Source organism: Halomonas ventosae (assembly GCF_004363555.1).
Taxonomy (GTDB): domain Bacteria; phylum Pseudomonadota; class Gammaproteobacteria; order Pseudomonadales; family Halomonadaceae; genus Halomonas; species Halomonas ventosae.
This window is the reverse complement of sequence record NZ_SNZJ01000024.1, coordinates 22,883-43,366: the sequence shown is the minus strand read 5'-3', so window position 1 is coordinate 43,366 and position 20,484 is coordinate 22,883. Positions and strand designations below refer to the sequence as shown.

Sequence of the window (20,484 nt, the reverse complement as noted above, 5' to 3'; positions counted from 1 at the left end):
ATTGGGCCGCGCTTATAGCATTAGCCGAGCTCACGTTAAACGAGTTCCGCCAGCGATTCAACCACGCCATCCGGGGCGCTGTCGCGCACCGGCTCGCCGTGATTGTAGCCGTAGGGCACGGCCAGGGTACGGAACCCCGCGGCGCACCCGGCCTCTATGTCATGGCGCGAATCACCGACCATCAGGCAGGCCGCGGGCGGGACGTCGAAGTGGGCCGCCACATGCTGAAGCGGGGCCGGGTCGGGCTTCTTCTGCGCCAGGCTGTCGCCTCCCAGGCAGAGGCCGAAGTGCGCCTGCAAGTTGAAGGCTGCAAGGATCGGCGCGATGAAGGCGCTGGGCTTGTTGGTCACCAGCGCCAGGAGCAGCCCCCGGTCACGCAGGGCGTCCAACGCCTCCTGCACCCCGGGATAGAGCCGGGTATGGGCGCTGGGGTCGCGACCGTAGTGGTCGAGGAAGGCGGTGTGGGCCTGCTCCAGCAACACTTTATCGATTTCTTCACCGGCTTCACGCGAGGCTTTTCCGACGACTGATCTACGAGGGGGCGCTGTGAACCCCTCCCTGGGCGCTACCGATGCCATCCCCGGCATAGGACCCCCTCTGCGATCAGTCCCCGGCACCTCGCTAACCTGTGTTGCGAACCGCAGCGCACGCTCCATCAGCTTCAGCGACCCATTACCCACCCAGTCTCGCACTCGGGGTTCCCCGGCAGGCGGCATGCCGAGATCCGCGAGGGCGGCGTCCACCGCCGCGGCCAGGTCGGGCACGGAGTCGACCAGGGTGCCGTCCAGGTCGAAGGCCACCAGGCGGATGTCGTTCAGTATGGGGTGCATGATGCCTCATCGCGATGCGGTCGGGCGTACATTATGCCGGACGGGGCATGGGCAGGAAATCGGTGAGGGCTTATGCTGGAGGCTCGTCCCCTACTGGAGTCACTGCATGGGTGTGCCAAGAATCGTCGTGGTCGGGGGTGGCGCCGGTGGCCTCGAACTGGTCACGCGGCTCGGCCGCAAGCTCGGCAGGCGCAAGCGCGCCGAGATCGTGCTCGTCGACCGCAATGCCACCCACATCTGGAAGCCGCTGCTGCATGAGGTCGCCACCGGTGCGCTGGACTCGGGTCTCGACGAGATCTCCTATCAGGGACACTCCGGCGCCCACGGCTACCGCTTCCAGCGCGGCACACTGTGTGATATCGACCGCGAGGCCCGCACCCTGACCCTGGCCCCCGTCCTCGAAGACGACGGCAGTGAGGTACTGCCCTCCCGCACGCTGGGATATGACCTCCTGGTGCTGGCGGTGGGCAGCGTCAGTAATGACTTCGGCACGCCGGGTGTCGGCGAGCACTGCCACTTCCTCGACAGCCCGCAGCAAGCCGAGGCGTTTCGTCGGGACATGCTCAATACCTTCCTGCGCCACAGCACCCCGGGCAGCGAGCGTCATGCCCGCATGGTCGTCGGCATCGTCGGCGGCGGCGCCACCGGGGTGGAACTGGCGGCGGAACTCCATGAGGCCTCGCGCATGCTGCAAAGCTACGGCGTCACGAACCTGGACAGTGACCACCTCGAGGTTCACCTGATCGAGGCCGCTCCCCGGATCCTGCCGGCCCTGCCCGAGCGCATCAGCCAGGCGGTCCACCGCGAGCTCGAGGGCCTCGGCGTGCATGTCCATGCCGACACCCGCGTGACCCGAGTGGAGGCCAACGCGATTCATACTGCCGATGGCGAGCGCATCGACACGGACCTCGGCGTCTGGGCGGCGGGCATCAAGGCACCGTCCTTCCTTTCCGAGCTGGGGCTGCCGACGGAACGCAATCACCGCCTCAAGGTCCAGGCGACCCTGCAGAGCACGGAGGATCCCCATGTCTTCGCCCTGGGTGACTGTGCCAGTTGCCCGCAGGCGGATGACAGCACGGTGCCCCCGCGTGCCCAGGCCGCCCACCAGCAGGTCGAGACACTCTATCGCAATCTGCGCGCCCAGCTGGAGGGCAAGCCGCTCAAGCCCTTCGTCTACCGGGACCGGGGGTCGCTGATCTCACTGGCCCACTTCGATGCCGTCGGCAGCCTGATGCGCGGCGCCTCGGCCCGCAGCCTCTTCATCGAGGGCCATCTGGCGAAGTTCTTCTACGCCTCCCTCTACCGCATGCACCAGCGAGCCATCCACGGCACGCTGAAGACGGGCCTCATGGTGGTGGTGGATGGCATCAACCGCTTCCTCAAGCCACGCATGAAGCTGCACTGACCCAGACGCTTCAGCCGAACAGGCCGTCAGGTCACCGGGACCGCTGCTATCACCGCCCTGCGCTCTGCCAGCCAGGCGCGCTTGGCCGAGGCGGTCAGGCGCTTCAGGTGTGCCTCCAGGCGCAAGGCCTCGCTGCGGCTGCCGACGGGTTCCTGGTGGCGAAGCACCAGCGGCCCCTTGCCGCGCAGCGCCTTGGCCCCCCGACCGGCACGGTGCTCGGCCAGGCGTCGGGCGACGTCGGTGGTGATCCCGGTATAGAGGGCACCGCCGGCGGTCTCCACCAGGTAGAGGTGCCATAGGGGAGCGGGGGCCGCCTCCGCCACGGCGCGCCCTATGCCCCGGCCAGCTGGTCGCGGAATTCGCGGATCACGCTGTCGTAGCGATGCGGGTCGGCCTCGTTGCGGGCCTTGAACACCGCCGAGCCGGCCACGAAGGTATCGGCCCCGGCCCGGGCGATCTCGGCGATGTTGTCGACCTTCACCCCGCCATCGATCTCCAGGCGGATCGGGCGCCCCGAGGCATCGATGCGCCGCCGGGCCTCGCGCAGCTTGTCCAGGGTCCCGGGAATGAACGACTGGCCCCCGAAGCCGGGGTTGACGCTCATCAGCAGGATCATGTCGACCTTGTCCATCACGTAGTCGAGATAGGAGAGCGGCGTGGCCGGGTTGAACACCAAGCCCGCCCGGCAGCCGGCGTCGCGGATCAGCTGCAGCGAGCGGTCGATGTGGTCCGAGGCCTCGGGGTGGAAGGTGATGTAGCTGGCCCCGGCGTCGACGAAGTCCCCGATCAGCCGATCCACCGGCCTGACCATCAGGTGGGCGTCGATGGGCGCCGTCACCCCGTGCTTGCGCAGGGCCTCGCAGACCATCGGCCCGATCGTGAGGTTCGGGACGTAGTGGTTATCCATCACGTCGAAGTGGACGATGTCGGCGCCGGAGGCCAGCACATCATCCACTTCCGCGCCCAGCCGGGCGAAATCGGCGGAGAGGATGGAAGGCGCGATAAGGAAGTCACGGGTCGTGTCGGTCATGGGGTCGTCCGTCATGGGATGGGCAGGCGATCCGGGGCATTCTACCAGAGCCCCGCGAGAGCCTGGACCTCGCCAGGCGCCTCAGCGTGACCAGACCATGAGCGACTCCTGCTCCCCGGTCTCCGGATCCTCACGCTCATCGACGATGCTGAAGCCCAGCCGCCGGTAGAAGGAGACGGCACGCACGTTGCGGGAATAGACCCAGAGGGTGATGGTGCGGTGGCCTTCCATGGCGTGGGCCATCAGGCCGGACCCATGCCCGAAGCTCTGCACCTCGGGGTCCACGAACAGCGCCTCGAGGTGGTCACCGTGCATGGCGCTGAAGCCGATCACGCGGTGGCCGGCCTCCAGCACCTGCACCTCGCAGGCGGGCAGGCGGCGAAGGGCCATGTCATCGGCACGCGCCTTCCAGCAGGCCTCGGAGATGAAGGGGTGAGCCTGCCGGGAGGCACGCAGCCAGATGTCGACAAGCTGCGGGAACTCCTCCCGGGTGGCGGGTCGGATCATGTGGCGGCTCCTTTGGCTATCCCTGCAGTGTAACCCCTCGCGCGAGACGGGTCGCGCCACCGGTTTCGGCCACCCGGAGCGGGGGATATACTCGGGGCCCTGCCATCATCGGAGACCTTCCATGCAGCGTCGTCACTTCCTGGGGGCCTGTGCCCTGCTCCTCGCCACCGGCTGGCTGGCTGGCTGTACCAGCCCCCACTACCTGCAGCTGGATCCCAGGCGCACTGCCCCGGTGCCGCAGAGCGGCAGCGGCCAGGCGGTCACCGTGACGGCCGTGGACGGTCGCGACAGCGAGGTGATCGGGACCCGCTCCGGCAGCGCCATGTCCACCGCCGTAATCACCGTCAACGCCCACGAGCTGGTGCCGCGGCTGCAGGCAGAGGCGGAGCGCGCCGTGCGGGAAATGGGCTTCACCCCGACCACCGAGCGGGCAACGGGACGCCCCAGCCTGACGCTGACCCTGGATCACCTGGGCTACGAGCGTGGCGAGAGCCGACCCCTCATCGATGAGGCACGGCTCGAGGCGGTGCTGGTCGCCGAGGCGATCAACGGCGGCACCACCTACACCGGCACCTATACTTCCCGCCGCACCCAGAGCTATGCCGTGCGCCCCGACAAGGACGCCAACACGCGCATGGTCAACGAGCTGCTCTCCGATGGCCTCGACCGGGCCTTCCGCGACCCCGAGCTGGGACGCCTGCTGGCTCGCTGAACGCCCTCAGGTCAGTGGCCCCCGGCGCTCCAGGGCCCAGGCACTCTCTCGGAAGCCATTGGGCTCCGGCTCGCCATCTCCCAGGTGGGTGATGCGGAAGTTGGGCTCGAACAGCTCGCGCACCTCCTCGGCGGAGACGCTGAACGGTGGCCCGCCCGGGCCGCGGGTCAGGCTGATCAACAGCCCTCGGGCCCCGGGAGGGATCAGCTGGGCCAGGTGGAAAGCGTAGCGCTGGCGGGTGGCCGCCGGCAGGGCGATCAGGGCGGCGCGATCGTAGAAGGCGCCGATCTCCGCCGCCTGTTCGATATGGAAGTGGAAGAAGTCGCCGCACCAGAGCTCCACGCTGCCCTGGCGGCAGATGTCGAAACCCGCCTGGCGATAGCGGGTCACCTCCCCCACGCCCTCGGCGACAAACGCCTCGATGGCCTGCCCGGCCAGCTCGATGCCCAGTACCGGATGGTCATGGCGCGCCAGCCAGCGCATGTCGAGGCTCTTGCCGCACAGCGGCACCAGCACCTTGGTGCCGGCCCGCACCCCCAGGTCGGGCCAGTGACGGACCAGCACGGGGTGGGGGCGGTCACGGTGGAAACCGATGCGCCCCTCGCGCCAGCGCTCCAGCCATTCGTTGGCCATCACTCCCCCCTGCCGGGCCGGCATCAGAACCAGCGATCGCGCTTGCGGCGACGGCGCGGCAGGTGAGGCACGACCAGCCCCACCAGCAGGCCGGCGCCGGCGACCCCGCCACCGTACATGAAGTAGCGCATCAGCAGGTCTTCCTCCTGGGTATCCAGGCGCGCCTGGAGCTCGCGGATGGTGGAGCGCGACGCCTCGGTCTCCCCCTCGAGCGCCGCGTTGCGCGCCTCGAGTTCGGCGATGCGCCGTTCGCGGACCTCCAAGGTCTCGGTCATCGACGCGGTACGGCCCTTCCAGGTGTCGTTGATACCGGAAAGCTCCTCGGTCAGCGCCTCCACCCGGGCTTCCATCGCCGGCAGTTGCTGCTGGGCGCTGGGCGCCTCCTGCAACTCGCGGCTGAGCACCCAGACGGTGTCGCCGTCGGCGTCCTCGACCCGGCTGTAGTCGCCGCTGGTCTCCAGTACCGTCACCGGCTCGCCGGCGGTCAGGGTGCCGATGATCCGGTAGCCGTCGGTCGGACCGCTGCGCACATAGGTGGTGAGCTCGTCCGAGACCCAGGCCGAGCCGTCGGCCGCCTCCTGGGCAGGCAAGATGGGGGAAAGCGTCGCGAGCGCCACGCCCAGTGTCAGTATCTTGAGTCTATGAATCGTCATGCCGTTGTCCTGGCTGTCCAAGGCCCGCGTGTCGCGGCTCTGTCACATGGGGCACACCACCCAGGCCCTCCCTGCCGAGGCGGCGCTGCTGATGTTCGGGGTCGGGTTACCCACAGTGGCTGTGGACAACCATCGGGAAAACCGCTGGAAAGCCACCGGCAGCCGGCATGCCAACCGCCCCTTGCCGCTGCCGGTCACTTTCTGACCAGGGGACGCACCCGTGCCCGCCCCTGGAAACCGCACAGGGTACCACAGTCGCGCCGGCCGGTTGCTGGCCCCGATGGCGGCCGCCGCGTATAATGATGGGTCTTGTCCCGGGTGGCCACTCGGCCGCCTACCAACGTCCAACCACCGGTGCACCGTCGCGCCAGAAGCCGCGACCTATTCTTATGGCGAAGAAACTCTTCATCAAGACGCACGGCTGCCAGATGAACGAGTATGACTCCGCGCGCATGGCGGATCTGCTCGGCGAATCCCACCAGCTCGAGCTCACCGACGACGAGCGCGATGCCGACGTCATCCTGCTCAACACCTGCTCCATCCGCGAGAAGGCCCAGGAGAAGGTGTTCCACCAGCTGGGGCGCTGGAAGAAGCTCAAGGAGGCCAACCCCGACCTGGTGATCGGCGTCGGGGGCTGCGTGGCCAGCCAGGAGGGCGAGGCGCTGCGCAAGCGCGCCCCCCATGTCGACATGGTGTTCGGCCCCCAGACCCTGCACCGGGTGCCCTCCATGCTCGACTCGCGTCGCAACGACCAGATCTCGGTGGTCGACGTCACCTTTCCCGAGATCGAGAAGTTCGACCACCTGCCCAAGCCCAGCTCCGACGGCGCCACCGCCTTCGTCTCGGTGATGGAGGGGTGCTCCAAGTACTGCACCTTCTGCGTGGTGCCCTATACCCGCGGCGAGGAGGTCTCGCGCCCCTTCGAGGCGGTGATGGAGGAGGTGATCCACCTGGCCGACCAGGGCGTGCGCGAGATCAACCTTCTGGGCCAGAACGTCAACGCCTACCGCGGCGAGAACCAGCTCGGCGACGAGATCGACCTGGCCGAGCTGATCAGCTGCGTGGCGGCCGTGGAGGGGATCGACCGGATCCGCTTCACCACTTCCCATCCGGTGGAGTTCTCCGACAGCCTCATCGAAGCCTATGGAGAGATCCCGGAGCTGGTCAGCCACCTGCACCTCCCCGTCCAGGCCGGCTCGGACCGAGTGCTCGCGGCCATGAAGCGCGGCCACACCGTCGAGGAGTACGTCGAGAAGATGGAGCGCATCCGCGCGCTGCGCCCGGAGATCAGCTTCTCCTCGGACTTCATCATCGGCTTCCCCGGCGAGACCGAGGCGGACTTCGAGGCCACCATGGCCCTTATCCACCGCATCGGCTTCGACCACTCCTTCAGCTTCGTCTACTCGGCACGCCCCGGCACCCCGGCGGCCAGTCTCGAGGACGACACGCCGGAAGCGGTCAAGAAGCAGCGCCTGGCGATCCTCCAGGAGCGCATCAACCAGCAGGCCATGCAGATCAGCCGGCGCATGGTGGGCAGCACCCAGCGCATTCTGGTCACCGGCTTCTCGCCGAAGGACCCGGGCCAGCTCTCGGGGCGCACCGAGAACAACCGCGTGGTCAACTTCCGTGCCGCCAACCCCGTCGAGCTGATCGGCTACTTCGTCGACGTGGAGATCAGCGAGGCGCTGCCCAACTCGCTGCGCGGCGAGCTGGCCTCCCCCGCTCGCTTCTGAGTGCCACGATTGCCCCGGCCAGCACCGGGGCAGTAAGCTGACCCCACATTCTCCCAGCACGGATCCCCCTGTCTTGAGCCAGCCATCTTCTCCGGCCAATCGCATCGTCACCCTGAACCTCGAGCCCAACGACCCGCGTCGCCTGGCCAACCTCTGCGGCCAGCGTGACGAGCATCTCAAGCTGGTCGAGTCACGCCTCGGCATCACGCTGCGCAACCGCGGCAACATCTTCCAGCTCGCCGGACCGACCCATCGCGTCAAGGCGGCCGCCAACGTGCTGGAACACCTCTACCGCGAGACCGAGGCCAGCGACCTGGAGCCGGACACCGTGCACCTCTTCCTGCAGGAGTCGGGCCTGGAGGCGCTGGACGAGGAGGAAGGCGGCGAGCCGGACGACGAGGTCCTGCTGCGCACCCCGCGCACGTTGATCAAGCCCCGCGGCCTCAACCAGCAGGGCTACGTGCAGAGCATCCGCGCTCACGACATCAACTTCGGCATCGGCCCGGCGGGCACCGGCAAGACCTACCTCGCCGTGGCCGCCGCGGTGGAGGCCCTCAACCAGCAGGAGGTGCGCCGCATCCTGCTGGTGCGCCCGGCCGTGGAGGCCGGCGAGAAGCTCGGCTTCCTGCCCGGCGACCTGGCCCAGAAGATCGATCCCTACCTGCGCCCGCTCTACGACGCCCTCTACGAGATGATCGGCTTCGAGCAGGTGGCCAAGCTGATCGAACGCCAGGTGATCGAGATCGCCCCGCTGGCCTACATGCGCGGGCGTACCCTCAACAACGCCTTCATCATCCTCGACGAGAGCCAGAACACCACCCGCGAGCAGATGAAGATGTTTCTGACCCGCATCGGCTTCGGCTCCACCGCGGTGATCACCGGCGACGTCACCCAGGTCGACCTGCCCCGTGGCCAGACCTCGGGGCTGATCCAGGTGCTCGAGGTGCTCAAGGGCACCCCCGGCATCGGCGTGACCCACTTCGCCGCCAAGGACGTGGTGCGCCATCCGCTGGTGCAGCGCATCATCGAGGCCTATGACCACTTCGAGGCCGAGCAGGAAGCCTCCGAGCGTGCCCAGCGCGAGGAGCGCGAGGCCCAGCGCCAGGAGCGCCTGGAGCGCGTCCGGCAGGAGAAGCACCGCCACGACGACCCGGGGCCCGCCGACTCATGAGCGCCCTTCTCGTCGACCGGCAGGTCGTCCTCGAGGCCGACCGCCTGCCGTCACAGGCCGAGCTCGAGGCCTGGGTGGCCGCGGTGCTGGCGCGCCATGCCGGTGAGCCGCGCCACGAGCTCACCATCCGCTTCGTCGATGACGCCGAGAGCCAGGCCCTCAATCGCGACTACCGCGGCAGGGACAGGCCCACCAACGTGCTCTCCTTCCCCTTCGAGAGCCCGCCCGGGGTCGAGCTTGGGCTGCTCGGTGACCTGGTGGTCTGCCACCCGGTGGTGGTCCGCGAGGCCGCCGAGCAGGACAAGTCGCTGCGCGCTCACTACGCTCACATGGTGGTCCACGGCACCCTGCACCTGCTGGGCCATGACCACCTGGAGGAGACCGAGGCCGAGGCCATGGAGGCCCTCGAGCGTGAGATACTCGCGTCGCTGGGGTTCGCCGACCCCTATGCGCCGTCGAATCGCGATTCTGATACCGAGGACGAGAGAGCCGACGCATGAGCGAAGACCGATCGAGCAGCCAGGCCAGCAAGTCCTGGCTCGACAAGCTGTTCAGCGCCCTGTCCAGCGACAGCGATGAGCCCAGCTCCCGCGACGAACTGCTGGAGTTCCTGCGCCAGGCAGGCGCCCGCCTCAAGCTCGACCAGGACGCCATGATGATCATCGAGGGCGCCCTGAACATCAGTGACCAGCAGGTACGCGAGGTCCTCATCCCGCGTTCCCAGATCACCGCCATCGCCCTCGACCAGCCCCTCGAGGAGTACCTGCCGGTGATACTGGAGACCGGACACTCCCGCTACCCGGTGATCGGCGAGAACCTCGACGAGGTCAAGGGGATCCTGCTGGCCAAGGACCTGCTGCCGCTGCTGCGTAGCGGCCAGGGGAACGGCCTGCCCTTCCAGCTCGACGAGGTGCTGCGGCCGGCCATGTTCGTGCCCGAATCCAAGCGCCTCAACAGCCTGCTCAAGGAGTTCCAGGATACCCACAACCACATGGCGGTGGTGGTGGACGAGTATGGCGGCACGGCGGGCATCGTCACCATCGAGGACATCCTCGAGGAGATCGTCGGAGAGATCGAGGACGAGCACGACATCGACGAGGAGATCGATATCCGCGAGCTGGGGGACGAGCGCTACGCGATTCGCGCCCTGACCACCATCGAGGACTTCAACGACCGCTTCGGCACCCGCTTCTCGGATGACGAGTTCGACACCCTCGGCGGCCTGGTGATGCAACGCTTCGGCCACCTGCCGGGACGCGGCGAGCACACCGAGATCGGTGGCTGGCGCTTCACGGTACTCAACGCCGACAACCGCCGCATCCGCCTGCTCGAGGCCGAACCCTGCGAGGAGAACGCCGAGGAGTGACGCGGCCCCATGACCACGGATGGACACCATGGCTGACGCCCGACTGACCCCGGCACTGGGCTGCCTGGCAGCGCTGCTCGCCGGCGGCCTCACCACCCTCAGTGCCGCGCCCTTCTCGCTCTGGTGGCTGGGCCCGATGGCGGCCGGTCTCGTCTACCTGGGCCTGCCTGCGCTGACGCCCGGCCAGGCGGCGCTTCGTGGCTGGTGCTACGGGCTGGGTCTTTTCGGCTCCGGGGCCTCCTGGGTCTACGTCTCGATCCATGACTACGGCTACACCGGCGTGCCCCTGGCGCTCTTCCTCACCGCGCTGTTCGTCGCCGGCCTGGCGCTGTTCTTCGCCCTCACCCTCTGGCTCTACCGGCGGCTGTGCGGGCCACGCCTCGCGGCGCTGAGCTTCGCGGGCGCCTGGGTGCTCGGCGAGTGGCTACGCACCTGGCTGTTCACCGGTTTCCCCTGGCTGCTGCTGGGCAGCGCCCAGGTCGATTCTCCACTGGCGCCCTGGGCCCCGGTGGGCGGCGTCTACCTGCTGACGCTGATCACCGCCCTCACCGGCAGCCTCGGCGTCGAGCTCCTGCGGCGCCGCGCCTGGGCCGCCGCGCCGCTCGCCGCGCTGTGGCTGGTGCCGCTGGCCCTGCCCGCCCAGTGGGCCTCCCCCGCCGGCGAGCCGGTGCGCGTCGCCCTGCTCCAGGGCAACCTCCCCCAGCTGATCAAGTGGACCCCCGAGGGACAACGCCGGGCGATCGACACCTACCTCTCGATGACCCGCGGGCTGGAGGCAGACGTCGACCTGGTGATCTGGCCCGAGGCCGCCCTGCCCATGTTCGAGGACCAGGCCGCGCCGATCCTCGACCGCGCCCGGGCCGGCCTGCCGGCGGGCACCGACCTGCTCACCGGCATCCTGCAGCGTGACGAGCAGGGCCGCTACTACAACAGCGTCGTCGGCCGGGGCAACGTGGAGGGCGAGTACCGCAAGGCCCACCTGGTGCCGTTCGGCGAGTACCTGCCGCTGGAGAGTCTGCTGCGCGGGGCCATCGCCTTCTTCGACCTGCCGGCGCCGACCATGGCGCCGGGACCGGCCGACCAGGCGCCGATCCGCGCCGGCGGGCTGACCATCGGCAACGCCATCTGCTACGAGATCATCTATGCCGACCTGGTGGCCTCGCGAGCCCGCGAGGCCGGGGTCCTGCTCACGGTCTCCAACGACACCTGGTTCGGGCGCTCCATTGGGCCGCTGCAGCACCTGCAGATGGCCCGCCTGCGGGCCCTGGAGAACGGCCGCCCGGTGGTTCGCGCCACCAGCAACGGCGTCACCGCCCTCATCGACCCCCGGGGCCGGATCACGGCCCGGGCGCCGCAGTTCGAGGCCACCGTCCTCGAGGGCGAAGTCACGCCCATGCAGGGCCTCACCCCCTTCACCCGCATGGGCAGCTGGCCGGCCTGGCTGCTGGCCGCGCTGCTGGTGCTGCCAGGGATTCAGCGCCGAGCGCCGAGCCAATAGCAGCCAAGCTGCCAAGCGGCCAAGCGGCCAAGCGGCCAAGCGGCCAAGCGGCCAAGCTGCCAAGCTGCCAAGCTGCCAAGCTGCCAAGCTGCCAAGCTGCCAAGCTGCCAAGCTGCCAAGCTGCCAAGCTGCCAAGCTGCCAAGCAGTGTGTGCTGTTCCCGAAAAAAGCAAACCCCGAGGTCATGGCCTCGGGGTTTGCTTGTAGCTCGGCGCTTGTAGCTCGGCGCTTACTTGTCGCCCAGCACCTCGGGAATGGTCATGCGCACATAGCGCCCCGGGGCCGGCTCGAGGATGTCGAGTTCGCCATCACCGGGCTGTCGTGCCGGCACCAGCTTCTCGGTATCCACATAGCCGTTCTCGGTGATCCACGCCTGCCAGTGCGGCCACCAGGAGCCCTCGTGCTGCTCGGCGCCCTCGAGCCACTCATCGGCGGTCTCCGGCAGCGCGTCGTTGGTCCAGTAGCCGTACTTGTTCTTGCTGGGCGGGTTGACGATCCCGGCGATATGACCGGAGCCGCCCAGCACGAACTTGACCGGTCCCTTGGGCAGCAGGGCGCCGTAGTAGGTGCTGTTCCACTTGGCGATGTGGTCCTCGCGGGTAGAGACGAAGTAGCTCGGCGTGGAGATCTTGCGCAGGTCGATCTTGACCCCGTCGAGCTCGATGCCCCCCGGCTGGACCAGGCGGTTCTCCATGTACATGTGCCGCAGGTACCAGGCGTGGGTCCCGGCCGGCAGGTTGGTGCCGTCGGTGTTCCAGTAGAGCAGGTCGAAGGGGGCCGGCGCGTCGCCCTTCAGGTAGTTATTGATGTAGAAGGACCAGAAGAGGTCGTTCTCGCGCAACAGGTTGAAGGAGTAGGCCATGACCCGGCCGTCCAGGTAGCCGTCGCGCTCGAGCTTGGCCTCGATGCCCTCGAGCACCGGTTCGGAGAGGAAGACACCGATCTCGCCCGGGTCACGGAAATCCTGCAGGGTAGCCATGTAGGTCACCGACTTGACCTTGCGGCCACGCCGGGTACTGGTCAGGTAGGCCACGGTCGAGGCAGCCAGGGTCCCGCCGATGCAGTAGCTCACCAGGTTGACCGACTTCTCGCCGGTGGCCTGCTCGATCGCCCCCATGGCGGCGATGGGGCCCATCTGCATGTAGTCGGCCCAGGTCAGGTCACGCTGGTCGGGGCCGGGGTTGCGCCAGGAGATCAGGAAGACGGTGTGGCCCTGCTCGACCAGCCAGCGCACCAGGGAGTTATCCTGGCGAAGGTCGAGGATGTAGTACTTGTTGATCCAGGGCGGCACCACCAGCAACGGGGTCTTGTAGACCTGCTCGGTGGTCGGCGTGTACTGGATCAGCTGGATCAGCTCGTTCTCGTAGACCACCGCCCCGGGAGTGACGGCGATATTCTCGCCGATCGCGAAGGCACTGCGGTCGGTCATGGTGACATTGAGGCCCTCGGCGGAGTTCGCCAGGTCCTCGCGCAGCCGGGCCAGGCCCTCGACCAGGTTCTGGCCGCGAGTCTCCATGGTCTTGCGCATCACCTCGGGGTTGGTGGTGACGAAGTTGGTCGGCGACATGGCATTGACCAGCTGGCGCGCGTAGAAGCCGAGGTTGCGCTTCTGATCCTCCGAGAGGCCATCCAGGCGCTCGATCAGCTCCTCCACCATGCGCGAGAACAGCAGGTACTGTTGCATGATCGCCAGGTAATAGGGGTCGTCGCGCCAGGCATCGTCCCGGAAGCGGCGGTCGCCCTTGTCCGGCGTGATCAGCGGCTCGACCTCCTCACCGGCAAGGCTGCGCAGCGACTGCTGCCACAGCTGGAACTGGTCCTGGAGCAGCCGGGACTGGGTCTGCCACAGCAGGGGCGGATTCTGCATCAGCGACTGGGCGCCGGCCTGGAAGCTCTGGCGCATGTCTTCATGGACCGATTCCGCGGCATCGCTGGGCACCATGCGTGCCAGCAGATCCTGCATCAAGGCCTTGTACTCCTCGCCGATCGCGGCGAGCTGGGCATTCCACGCCTCGAGCTCGGCCTGTGTCGGTGCTTGCACCCCTGACTGCATTGACCCCTCCTGTTATTCATGAAGGCCGGTGTTCCTGACGGCCAGGCACCGGCCTTAGGCCATCTACGTCTAGAACCGCATCACCTTGCGACGGGCAAGGCATGGCCAACAACGGCACTGTCCGGCCCCGGAGACCCGGGCACCGGACAGGCGTGACTAGGTTACCGTGATATCAGCGCTTGCGCGAAGAGGACTGGCTGGTCGCCTTGGCGGGCTCATCCGATTTCGGCGCCTCGCCCTTGGCGGCCTGGCCGGCCTTCTCGGCCTGCTCGGCGAGCTGCTTGCCCGACTCGGCATAGAGCTTCTCGAGCTCGGCCTTGAACTCCAGGCTCATCTCGCTCATCGCCTTGGCATCCTCGAGCATCTGCTTGGAGAGCTCGTTCATCATCTCGGCCTGGCGCGTGCCGAAGTCGCGCATGCTCTCGGCATCGCTGACCTCGCTGGCGTCCCGCATGCGCTCGGTGCCCATCTGGCTGTAGCGCTTCATGGACTCCATCTGATACTGGGTCATCTTCTCCATGTTGTTCAGCATCAGCGAGTTGAGCTTGCGCATCGGTTCGAAGAACTGACGGGTCTGCTCGTTGAATGCGTCGATCATCTTGTCCTGCATGTCGAATCCCTCCTCGAGGATCGGTAACGAACGATTTGCTGCACTGCACAAAGCGTAGTCTGCCACCTAGGCTGTTGCAACCGTATTAACGGCGCCCCCAGCGAAGGTCGAATGTGCCCCTCGGCTTACGCCGTCAGCTCTCGCGCTTGGTGCGGGAGCGCGCACTGGCCGTGGACTTGCGGGAGGTGCTGCCGGTGCTGGACTTGCTCGCTGAGCCGCCAGCGCTCTTTCCCGAACTCCCGGATTCCCCCGGGTCCGTCTTCTGGCCTCCGCTCGCCGTTCCGCTGCCCGCGGAACTGGCGGCCTTGGTCAGCATGTCGAGCATCATCTGCTGGTAGTTGCCGAAGCTGGAGAGGCCCTGGGAGAGCCCCTGGGAGAGGTTCTGGGACAAGCCGGGCTGCTGCAGGAAGGGCTGCATCAGGCTCATCGGGTCGTACCCTTCCGTCCCCGACTCCATCTGCTTGTAGATCCGGTTCAGCAGGTCCTTCTGGAAGGCCTCCACGTCCGGCAGGCCCAGCGCCCGGCGAAACTCCTCGGGGGTCAGGTCGAACTCGACGTTGATCTTCATGGCGTCACTCTTGTGGATGGTCCCCTGAAGTGTAGCAGCCATGCCGGATGGCACGGCTCAGCGCAGTCGCGGGGTCGCTACCTGGACCTCGGCATTCTGACCGCGGTGACGCAGCAGGTGGTCCATCAGGGTCAGCGCCATCATCGCCTCGGCGATGGGGGTGGCCCGGATGCCCACGCAGGGGTCGTGGCGCCCCCGGGTGACCACCTCGACCGGATGGCCATGGACGTCGATGCTGCGCCCCGGGGTCGTGATGCTGGAGGTGGGCTTGAGCGCCAGGTGGGCGATGATCGCCTGGCCGCTGGAGATGCCGCCGAGCACCCCGCCGGCATGGTTGGAGAGGAACCCCTCGGGGGTCATCTCGTCGCGATGCTCGCTGCCACGGCTGGCCACGGCGGCGAAGCCGTCGCCGATCTCCACCCCCTTGACCGCATTGATGCTCATCAGGCCGTGGGCCAGCTCGGCATCCAGGCGGTCGAACACCGGCTCGCCGAGCCCGGGCGGCACCCCCTCGGCCACTACCGTGATCTTCGCCCCCACCGAGTCCTGGTCGCGGCGCAGCTGGTCCATGTAGGCCTCGAGCTCCGGCACGCGGTCCGGGTCGGGGCAGAAGAAGGGGTTCTCGTCCACCGCCTCCCACTGCTTGAAGTCGATGGCGATGGGGCCAAGCTGACTCATGTAGCCGCGGATGGTGATCCCCTGGGCGGCAAGATACTTCTTGGCGATGGCCCCGGCCGCCACCCGCATGGCGGTCTCCCGGGCACTGGAGCGCCCGCCGCCGCGGTAGTCGCGAATGCCGTACTTGTGGTGGTAGCTGTAGTCGGCGTGGGCCGGGCGGAACTGGTCCTTGATCTTCGAGTAGTCCTTGGAGCGCTGGTCGGTATTCTCGATCATCAGGCCGATGGTGGTGCCGGTGGTCACGCCCTCGAAGACCCCGGAGAGGATCCTCACCCGGTCGGGCTCGCGCCGCTGGGTGGTGTGACGGGAACTGCCGGGGCGACGGCGGTCCAGGTCGCGCTGCAGGTCCTCCTCGCTGAGGGGGAGTCCCGGCGGGCAGCCGTCGACGATGGCCCCCAGCGCGGGGCCATGGCTCTCGCCGAAGGTGGTGACGGTGAACAGCTTGCCGAAGGTGTTGCCGGACATGGGCGCTCCTCCTGGGTCGGGAGATGGGGATCAGGCGAAGGACGCCGCATGGGCGTCGAGTTCCGCGGCACTCAGGGCGAAGACTCCCTGGCCGCCGCGCTCGAATTCGAGCCACAGGAAGGGCACCTCGGGGAAGGCGGCCTCCAGGTGGTGGTCGGAGTTGCCGACCTCGACGATCAGTACGCCCGCGTCGCTCAGGTAGTCGCGGGCCTCGCGCAGGATGCGCCGCACGATATCCAGGCCGTCGGCGCCGGCACCCAGGGCGAGTGTCGGCTCATGGCGAAACTCGGCGGGCATGGTGGTCAGGTCGCGGGTGTCCACGTAGGGCGGGTTGGAGACGATCAGGTCATAGCGCTGCCCGGCGAGCCCCGCGAAGAGGTCGGACTCCACCGCACGTACCCGCTCGCCCACCTCGTGGCGGGTGATGTTTTGGCGCGCAACCGCCAGGGCCTCGGGGCTGATGTCGGCCAGGTCGACCTCGCAGCCGGGCAGGTGCAGCGCCGTGGCGATGCCGATGCAGCCCGAGCCGGTGCAGAGGTCGAGCACGCGCGCCGGTGGTTCGACGGGAAACCAGGCGGCGAAGCCATGCTCGATCAGCTCGGCGATGGGCGAGCGGGGGATCAGTACCCGCTCGTCGACGCTGAAGGGGACACCGGCGAAGAAGGCCTCGCCCAGCAGGTAGGGCAGCGGGCGGCGGGTCTCGATGCGGGCGCGAACCAGCGACACGATGCGGGCGCGCTCCATGGGCAGCAGCCGCGCCTCGAGGACCGCCGGGTCGACGTTCCAGGGCAGGTGCAGGGCGCCCAGCGTCAGCGCCACGGCCTCGTCCCAGGCGGAGTCGGTGCCGTGGCCATAGAAGAGGCTCGCCAGGTGGAACTCGCTGGCAGCCCAGCGCAGGCAGTCGCGCAGGGTGACCAGGCCATCGGCAAGGGCCTCGTCGCTCATCACGAGGGTGGAGGAAGACGCATCAGGGAGAGATTCAGCCACGGGGCATCCTGGAGTCGGAGGGTTCGGGTCGGGACGAGAGCCGATTGTAACCGGGCCCGCGGTTCACAGCCACGGCGGGGGCGGTATACTGGCGCTTTGCGTCACAAGCCGAAGGCCCCATGAGTCGAGACCGCCACTCCCCGGACGAGGACGAGATCAGCGCCTTTCGCCAGGCCCTGAAGGAGGCCGGCGTGCGCCCGATCGCCAGCAACCGGGCCGACCCCGGGCGCCGGCGCCGGGGGGATCCCGCCGCGGCCGAGCGACGGGCCGCGGCAACCTCGGCCAGCGACGATATCGCCGCGGCCGGACGCACCTCTGACGGCCGGGTGGAACCGGTGCGGCCCTCCGAGTTCCTCGACTTCGCGCTGCCCGACCTGCCCTGGCGCACCCGTCAGCAGCTCAAGCGCGGACGCATCGGCTGGGAGGCGGGGCTCGACCTGCACGGCCATACCCTCGAAGAGGCCCGTGCGGAGCTGGAGGCCTTCCTGCGCGACGCCGCGGGCCGCCGCCGGCGCTGCGTGCTGGTCGTCCACGGCAAGGCCTGGGGCGCCACCAGCGACTATCCGGTGATCAAGAGCCACGTGAATGCCTGGCTGCGGGAGTGGCCGAGCGTGCTCGCCTTCTGCTCGGCGACCGCGATCGACGGCGGCACCGGGGCGGTCTACGTGCTGCTCAGGCGGCGAGGCCACGAGGCCTGACGCCGCTCAGCTTGCCCCCTCCCCTTCCTGGCCTTCCAGGGCCGGCGCCTCCACGACGATGGCCGGGCTTCCCCAGCCGGGGTGGACCCGCCCCTCGAAGCGGTCCAGTGCCTCCACGGCCAGGTGCCTGCCCAGGCTGATCAGCGCCTCGGCACGGTGGAACTCGTAGGCACCACAGACCGTCTTGGGCACCTCGATGAGCACATCCGGCGGGTAGCCCGCCACCTTGTACTTGGCCAGGGCGGCCTGGGTGATGTCGAAGGAGGCCAGCACCATGTCCAGGCGCCCCCACTCGCGGCGACCGCGTTCCAGGACCTCGTCCTCCTCGCTCTTGTCCGAATGGCCACCACTGGCGCTGTTGTTGCCGAGGCCATCGAAGAGCCGACGGGTGGCGCCGCGAACCCCGTCGATCCAGCTGGCGAAGTCGACGCCGCCGGCGTCCCGGGACTTCTCGCGCGCCTGCTCCTCGGCGGCCTCCTCGGGAGGCAGCAGCTCCTCCAGGGTCACCGGGCGCGGGCTGTGGGCGGTGGCGTTGACCGCCAGCACGAAGTCCGCCTGGGCGGACACCGTGGGGATGATCGGCAGGGGGTTGAGCAGCCCGCCATCCACCAGCACCTGGTCGCCGCGATGCACCGGCGTGATCACCCCGGGCACGGCGATGGACGCGCGGATCGCCTCGAGCAGCGAGCCGCTCTGGAACCACACCTCGCGCTGGCGGGTCAGGTCGGTGGCCACGGTGGTCACGGGGATCGCCAGGTCCTCGATGCGAGTATCGCCGATCAGGCTCTCGAGCTTGCCCATCACCTTGTTGGCCCGCATGGCCCCCATGGGGCTCCAGGTGACATCGACCAGCCTGAGCACGTCGAAGTAGTCCAGCCGGCAGACCCAGTCGCGGTAGGCCGCGAGCTCCCCTGCCGCGTAGACGCCGCCCACCAGGGCCCCCATGGAGCAGCCGGAGATCGCCACCACCCGATAGCCTCGCGCCTCGAGCTCCTCGATCACCCCGATATGGGCATAGCCACGGGCGCCCCCGCTGCCGAGCACCAGTGCCACGCTCTTCTGCCGTGCATCCTCGGCTATCCGCTGCTGGCTCATGACGCGTCTCCCCTCTCGGCTGCCACCATCAGCCGTCGTGCCACGCCACGATGGCCTCCGCCACCCCGGCGACCGCTGACGGTTCCAGGTGCAGGTGATGACCGCCGGGCAGCACGCGGCGGGTCAGCCTCGCCACCGCCGCCCGGGCCTGGCGTGCCCGTGCCCGTTCACCCAGGATGCCGGCCTCCCCCTCCAGCAGCAGTACCGGGCCGCGGACCGACGCCAGCATGGCCCCCACCTGCTCGGGAGAGAACCGCACCAGGGAGGGTCGCAGCAGGCGGGCATCGGTGCGCAGCTGCACATGGCCGTCGGGCAGCGCCTCGAGGTTGCGCGAGACCAGCGGGCGTGCCGTCTCGGCATCGATGGGCGTCGCCCCGCCGGCCACCCGTGCCGCCACGGCGGTCTCACCATCAGGATAGCGCGGCGCCGACGAGAGGGGGCGCCGATCGGCGAGCAACCCCTTGCGCAGCTGGGCGGGTGCCTCGCCGGCCTCGGTGGTCAGGGCCCCCAGGCCGTCGAGCAGCACCAGCGTCTCGACACGTTCCGGCAGGGCGGCAGCCGTCAGGCAGGCCACCCCGGCCCCCATGGAGTGGGCCAGCAGGGGCACCCGCGCGAGGCCCAGATGGTCGCAGGCATCGAGGAGGTCGTGGCAGTAGTCCCAGAGCGCATAGTCGTCACGACGGTGGCGGGAGAGGCCATGGCCGGCGAAGTCGATCGCCACCACCCGAATGCCCAGGGCGTCGACCAGCCGGGGCGCCAGGCGCGTGAAACTGGCGGCGTTGTCCAGCCAGCCATGCAGCGCCAGCCAGGTCGGGGCCTGGTCATCGCCCCAGGCCAGCGCCGCCAGGCGGTCCCCGGCCAGCCTCAGGGAACGGGGCTCGCTCATGCCGACGCCCCCAGCAGGTCGTCGAGCATGGCCAGCAGGGCCGAGCGGGTCTGGTCGGGGTACTCCATGGGGAACATGTGCCCGCCCGGAACCTGGGCCACGCTCACGCCCCGACGCGCCAGGCGGTGCCGCCGATGCGAGGTGAGCACATCGGACTCGGCGCCGGCCAGCACCCCCAGGGGGACCCTGACCCGACCGGGGAGATCGCCCAGGTGGTCCGGCAGGTGACGGAAGATCTCTACCTCGATGTCGGGGTCGTAGAGCAGCACCACGCGCCCGTCCTCCAGCTCCCGGGTCCCCCCGTCCACGTAGTCGTGCAGGGCGGCCTCGGTGAAGCGCCGGAAGAGGCCCCGCCGGCGCAGGTAATGGAACATGGCCTGGCGGTCGGGCCAGCTGTCACGACGGCCGAGGCTCCTGCCCGCTGGGGTCACCCGATCGGCCAGCCCCAGGCGCTTGGCCACCTTCATGGCCCAGGCCTCCAGGCCCAGCATCAGCGGCGGGTCGAGCATCACCACGCAGCGGAACCGGTCGGGGGAGTGCTCGGCGGCCATGGCCATCAGCACGCCGCCCATGGAGTGGCCCACGCCGACCACCGGGCCCGGGAAGCGAGCCAGGTGCCCGAGCAACTCGTCGCGCAGGGCCAGCCAGTTATGGCCGACGGGGAAGTCGGGGTGATGGCCCAGTCGATCCAGCGGGTGCAGGTCGAAGCGCTCGGCCAGGGGCGCCAGGAAGCTGCGGTAGCTCTGCCCCGGGAAGCCGTTGGCGTGGGCAAAGACGAGAGGCGTGCGCGAGACGTGATCGGATCTGCTCATGGATTCTTCCTGCTGGCGGGCACCCGGCCGGCACCCTTCTGGCGATAGCAGGCTAACGGGATTACCATGATCCGCCAAGTCGCCCGGCGGCGACA

Annotated in this window: 23 protein-coding genes; 9 read left to right on the top strand and 14 right to left on the bottom strand. The window is 68.8% G+C overall.

Annotation, left to right across the window (positions count from 1 at the left end):
- Nucleotides 1-35: 35 nt before the first annotated feature.
- Complete coding sequence (gene gph / locus DFP85_RS16965; RefSeq protein ID WP_133637608.1) at nucleotides 36-830, bottom strand: phosphoglycolate phosphatase; 795 nt, start codon at nucleotides 828-830, stop codon at nucleotides 36-38.
- Between the two features lie 106 nt (nucleotides 831-936).
- Here gph and DFP85_RS16960 point away from each other — a divergent pair, with 106 nt between their 5' ends.
- On the top strand, nucleotides 937-2,235 hold the full coding sequence (locus DFP85_RS16960) for an NAD(P)/FAD-dependent oxidoreductase (protein WP_133637607.1): 1,299 nt from the start codon (nucleotides 937-939) through the stop codon (nucleotides 2,233-2,235).
- Between the two features lie 26 nt (nucleotides 2,236-2,261).
- On the opposite strand, the gene DFP85_RS16955 is transcribed toward DFP85_RS16960, so the two are convergent.
- The 3 genes from DFP85_RS16955 to DFP85_RS16945 all read right to left on the bottom strand — a co-directional run bounded on the left by DFP85_RS16955 (nucleotide 2,262) and on the right by DFP85_RS16945 (nucleotide 3,772).
- Nucleotides 2,262-2,558 (bottom strand): GIY-YIG nuclease family protein, encoded by a 297-nt coding sequence (locus DFP85_RS16955; protein ID WP_243737335.1) that lies wholly within the window; start codon nucleotides 2,556-2,558, stop codon nucleotides 2,262-2,264.
- An 8-nt stretch (nucleotides 2,559-2,566) separates the two neighbouring features.
- A complete protein-coding gene (gene rpe, locus DFP85_RS16950; RefSeq protein WP_133637606.1) occupies nucleotides 2,567-3,265 on the bottom strand; it encodes a ribulose-phosphate 3-epimerase in 699 nt (232 codons plus the stop codon).
- Nucleotides 3,266-3,346: 81 nt separating this feature from the next.
- Nucleotides 3,347-3,772 carry a GNAT family N-acetyltransferase gene (locus DFP85_RS16945; protein WP_133637605.1) on the bottom strand — a complete coding sequence of 142 codons (426 nt, stop codon included), beginning with the start codon at nucleotides 3,770-3,772 and terminating at the stop codon, nucleotides 3,347-3,349.
- A gap of 121 nt (nucleotides 3,773-3,893) precedes the next feature.
- Here DFP85_RS16945 and DFP85_RS16940 point away from each other — a divergent pair, with 121 nt between their 5' ends.
- Entirely contained in the window at nucleotides 3,894-4,484 is a 591-nt protein-coding gene (locus tag DFP85_RS16940; RefSeq protein ID WP_133637604.1) for a YajG family lipoprotein, read from the top strand.
- Between the two features lie 6 nt (nucleotides 4,485-4,490).
- Here DFP85_RS16940 and DFP85_RS16935 read toward each other — a convergent pair whose 3' ends face one another.
- Together DFP85_RS16935 and DFP85_RS16930 are read right to left on the bottom strand one after the other, a co-directional pair.
- Nucleotides 4,491-5,117, bottom strand: a complete 627-nt coding sequence (locus tag DFP85_RS16935; RefSeq protein WP_133637603.1) for a class I SAM-dependent methyltransferase — start codon at nucleotides 5,115-5,117, stop codon at nucleotides 4,491-4,493.
- 23 nt (nucleotides 5,118-5,140) lie between these two features.
- Complete coding sequence (locus tag DFP85_RS16930; RefSeq protein WP_133637602.1) at nucleotides 5,141-5,770, bottom strand: TIGR04211 family SH3 domain-containing protein; 630 nt, start codon at nucleotides 5,768-5,770, stop codon at nucleotides 5,141-5,143.
- Between DFP85_RS16930 and DFP85_RS16925 the strand changes: the two genes are divergently transcribed.
- The 6 genes from DFP85_RS16925 to lnt all read left to right on the top strand — a co-directional run bounded on the left by DFP85_RS16925 (nucleotide 5,769) and on the right by lnt (nucleotide 11,538).
- On the top strand, nucleotides 5,769-5,975 hold the full coding sequence (locus tag DFP85_RS16925; protein ID WP_133637601.1) for a hypothetical protein: 207 nt from the start codon (nucleotides 5,769-5,771) through the stop codon (nucleotides 5,973-5,975). The genes DFP85_RS16930 and DFP85_RS16925 overlap by 2 nt on opposite strands.
- Before the next feature lie 184 nt (nucleotides 5,976-6,159).
- Nucleotides 6,160-7,503: a tRNA (N6-isopentenyl adenosine(37)-C2)-methylthiotransferase MiaB gene (gene miaB, locus DFP85_RS16920; protein WP_133637600.1), complete on the top strand. Its 1,344-nt coding sequence runs from the start codon at nucleotides 6,160-6,162 to the stop codon at nucleotides 7,501-7,503.
- A 73-nt stretch (nucleotides 7,504-7,576) separates the two neighbouring features.
- A complete protein-coding gene (locus DFP85_RS16915) occupies nucleotides 7,577-8,674 on the top strand; it encodes a PhoH family protein (RefSeq protein WP_133637599.1) in 1,098 nt (365 codons plus the stop codon).
- Complete coding sequence (gene ybeY, locus DFP85_RS16910) at nucleotides 8,671-9,174, top strand: rRNA maturation RNase YbeY (protein WP_133637598.1); 504 nt, start codon at nucleotides 8,671-8,673, stop codon at nucleotides 9,172-9,174. Before DFP85_RS16915 ends, ybeY begins: the two co-directional genes overlap by 4 nt.
- Nucleotides 9,171-10,040, top strand: a complete 870-nt coding sequence (locus DFP85_RS16905) for an HlyC/CorC family transporter (RefSeq protein ID WP_133637597.1) — start codon at nucleotides 9,171-9,173, stop codon at nucleotides 10,038-10,040. Before ybeY ends, DFP85_RS16905 begins: the two co-directional genes overlap by 4 nt.
- Before the next feature lie 28 nt (nucleotides 10,041-10,068).
- A complete protein-coding gene (lnt, locus tag DFP85_RS16900) occupies nucleotides 10,069-11,538 on the top strand; it encodes an apolipoprotein N-acyltransferase (protein ID WP_243737334.1) in 1,470 nt (489 codons plus the stop codon).
- A 228-nt stretch (nucleotides 11,539-11,766) separates the two neighbouring features.
- Here the strand turns inward: lnt and phaC are convergent, their stop codons facing one another.
- From phaC to prmB, 5 genes are all read right to left on the bottom strand, one after another.
- Nucleotides 11,767-13,590, bottom strand: a complete 1,824-nt coding sequence (gene phaC, locus DFP85_RS16895; RefSeq protein ID WP_133637595.1) for a class I poly(R)-hydroxyalkanoic acid synthase — start codon at nucleotides 13,588-13,590, stop codon at nucleotides 11,767-11,769.
- Nucleotides 13,591-13,762: 172 nt separating this feature from the next.
- Nucleotides 13,763-14,200 carry a phasin family protein gene (locus tag DFP85_RS16890; protein WP_133637594.1) on the bottom strand — a complete coding sequence of 146 codons (438 nt, stop codon included), beginning with the start codon at nucleotides 14,198-14,200 and terminating at the stop codon, nucleotides 13,763-13,765.
- A gap of 133 nt (nucleotides 14,201-14,333) precedes the next feature.
- Nucleotides 14,334-14,768 (bottom strand): DUF6489 family protein, encoded by a 435-nt coding sequence (locus DFP85_RS16885; protein ID WP_133637593.1) that lies wholly within the window; start codon nucleotides 14,766-14,768, stop codon nucleotides 14,334-14,336.
- A 57-nt stretch (nucleotides 14,769-14,825) separates the two neighbouring features.
- Entirely contained in the window at nucleotides 14,826-15,911 is a 1,086-nt protein-coding gene (gene aroC, locus DFP85_RS16880) for a chorismate synthase (RefSeq protein WP_133637592.1), read from the bottom strand.
- Nucleotides 15,912-15,941: 30 nt separating this feature from the next.
- Nucleotides 15,942-16,856: a 50S ribosomal protein L3 N(5)-glutamine methyltransferase gene (prmB, locus tag DFP85_RS16875; RefSeq protein WP_133637629.1), complete on the bottom strand. Its 915-nt coding sequence runs from the start codon at nucleotides 16,854-16,856 to the stop codon at nucleotides 15,942-15,944.
- 161 nt (nucleotides 16,857-17,017) lie between these two features.
- Between prmB and DFP85_RS16870 the strand changes: the two genes are divergently transcribed.
- Nucleotides 17,018-17,596: a Smr/MutS family protein gene (locus DFP85_RS16870; protein ID WP_133637591.1), complete on the top strand. Its 579-nt coding sequence runs from the start codon at nucleotides 17,018-17,020 to the stop codon at nucleotides 17,594-17,596.
- Nucleotides 17,597-17,602: 6 nt separating this feature from the next.
- Here the strand turns inward: DFP85_RS16870 and DFP85_RS16865 are convergent, their stop codons facing one another.
- Genes DFP85_RS16865 through DFP85_RS16855 form a run of 3 tightly spaced genes read right to left on the bottom strand, consistent with a single transcriptional unit; the run spans nucleotide 17,603 to nucleotide 20,389 of the window.
- Nucleotides 17,603-18,691, bottom strand: a complete 1,089-nt coding sequence (locus tag DFP85_RS16865; RefSeq protein ID WP_133637590.1) for a patatin-like phospholipase family protein — start codon at nucleotides 18,689-18,691, stop codon at nucleotides 17,603-17,605.
- Between the two features lie 28 nt (nucleotides 18,692-18,719).
- On the bottom strand, nucleotides 18,720-19,577 hold the full coding sequence (locus tag DFP85_RS16860) for an alpha/beta fold hydrolase (protein WP_133637589.1): 858 nt from the start codon (nucleotides 19,575-19,577) through the stop codon (nucleotides 18,720-18,722).
- The gene (locus tag DFP85_RS16855; RefSeq protein ID WP_133637588.1) at nucleotides 19,574-20,389 is read right to left on the bottom strand and encodes an alpha/beta fold hydrolase; all 816 of its coding nucleotides are present in this window, start codon (nucleotides 20,387-20,389) and stop codon (nucleotides 19,574-19,576) included. The genes DFP85_RS16860 and DFP85_RS16855 overlap by 4 nt, the downstream gene beginning before the upstream one ends.
- Nucleotides 20,390-20,484: the final 95 nt, after the last annotated feature.

Bases quoted from the DNA above. Each gene is read 5' to 3' on its own strand.
- rpe (WP_133637606.1), bottom strand. From the start codon at position 3,265: ATGACCGACACGACCCGTGACTTCCTTATCGCGCCTTCCATCCTCTCC.
- DFP85_RS16905 (WP_133637597.1), top strand. From the start codon at position 9,171: ATGAGCGAAGACCGATCGAGCAGCCAGGCCAGCAAGTCCTGGCTCGAC.
- prmB (WP_133637629.1), bottom strand. From the start codon at position 16,856: ATGAGCGACGAGGCCCTTGCCGATGGCCTGGTCACCCTGCGCGACTGC.
- DFP85_RS16945 (WP_133637605.1), bottom strand. From the start codon at position 3,772: ATGATCCGACCCGCCACCCGGGAGGAGTTCCCGCAGCTTGTCGACATC.
- DFP85_RS16925 (WP_133637601.1), top strand. From the start codon at position 5,769: ATGCCGTTGTCCTGGCTGTCCAAGGCCCGCGTGTCGCGGCTCTGTCAC.
- DFP85_RS16940 (WP_133637604.1), top strand. From the start codon at position 3,894: ATGCAGCGTCGTCACTTCCTGGGGGCCTGTGCCCTGCTCCTCGCCACC.
- ybeY (WP_133637598.1), top strand. From the start codon at position 8,671: ATGAGCGCCCTTCTCGTCGACCGGCAGGTCGTCCTCGAGGCCGACCGC.
- DFP85_RS16865 (WP_133637590.1), bottom strand. From the start codon at position 18,691: ATGAGCCAGCAGCGGATAGCCGAGGATGCACGGCAGAAGAGCGTGGCA.
- DFP85_RS16860 (WP_133637589.1), bottom strand. From the start codon at position 19,577: ATGAGCGAGCCCCGTTCCCTGAGGCTGGCCGGGGACCGCCTGGCGGCG.
- aroC (WP_133637592.1), bottom strand. From the start codon at position 15,911: ATGTCCGGCAACACCTTCGGCAAGCTGTTCACCGTCACCACCTTCGGC.
- DFP85_RS16885 (WP_133637593.1), bottom strand. From the start codon at position 14,768: ATGAAGATCAACGTCGAGTTCGACCTGACCCCCGAGGAGTTTCGCCGG.
- DFP85_RS16960 (WP_133637607.1), top strand. From the start codon at position 937: ATGGGTGTGCCAAGAATCGTCGTGGTCGGGGGTGGCGCCGGTGGCCTC.
- DFP85_RS16890 (WP_133637594.1), bottom strand. From the start codon at position 14,200: ATGCAGGACAAGATGATCGACGCATTCAACGAGCAGACCCGTCAGTTC.
- DFP85_RS16935 (WP_133637603.1), bottom strand. From the start codon at position 5,117: ATGGCCAACGAATGGCTGGAGCGCTGGCGCGAGGGGCGCATCGGTTTC.
- DFP85_RS16870 (WP_133637591.1), top strand. From the start codon at position 17,018: ATGAGTCGAGACCGCCACTCCCCGGACGAGGACGAGATCAGCGCCTTT.
- miaB (WP_133637600.1), top strand. From the start codon at position 6,160: ATGGCGAAGAAACTCTTCATCAAGACGCACGGCTGCCAGATGAACGAG.
- gph (WP_133637608.1), bottom strand. From the start codon at position 830: ATGCACCCCATACTGAACGACATCCGCCTGGTGGCCTTCGACCTGGAC.
- DFP85_RS16855 (WP_133637588.1), bottom strand. From the start codon at position 20,389: ATGAGCAGATCCGATCACGTCTCGCGCACGCCTCTCGTCTTTGCCCAC.
- lnt (WP_243737334.1), top strand. From the start codon at position 10,069: ATGGCTGACGCCCGACTGACCCCGGCACTGGGCTGCCTGGCAGCGCTG.
- phaC (WP_133637595.1), bottom strand. From the start codon at position 13,590: ATGCAGTCAGGGGTGCAAGCACCGACACAGGCCGAGCTCGAGGCGTGG.
- DFP85_RS16930 (WP_133637602.1), bottom strand. From the start codon at position 5,770: ATGACGATTCATAGACTCAAGATACTGACACTGGGCGTGGCGCTCGCG.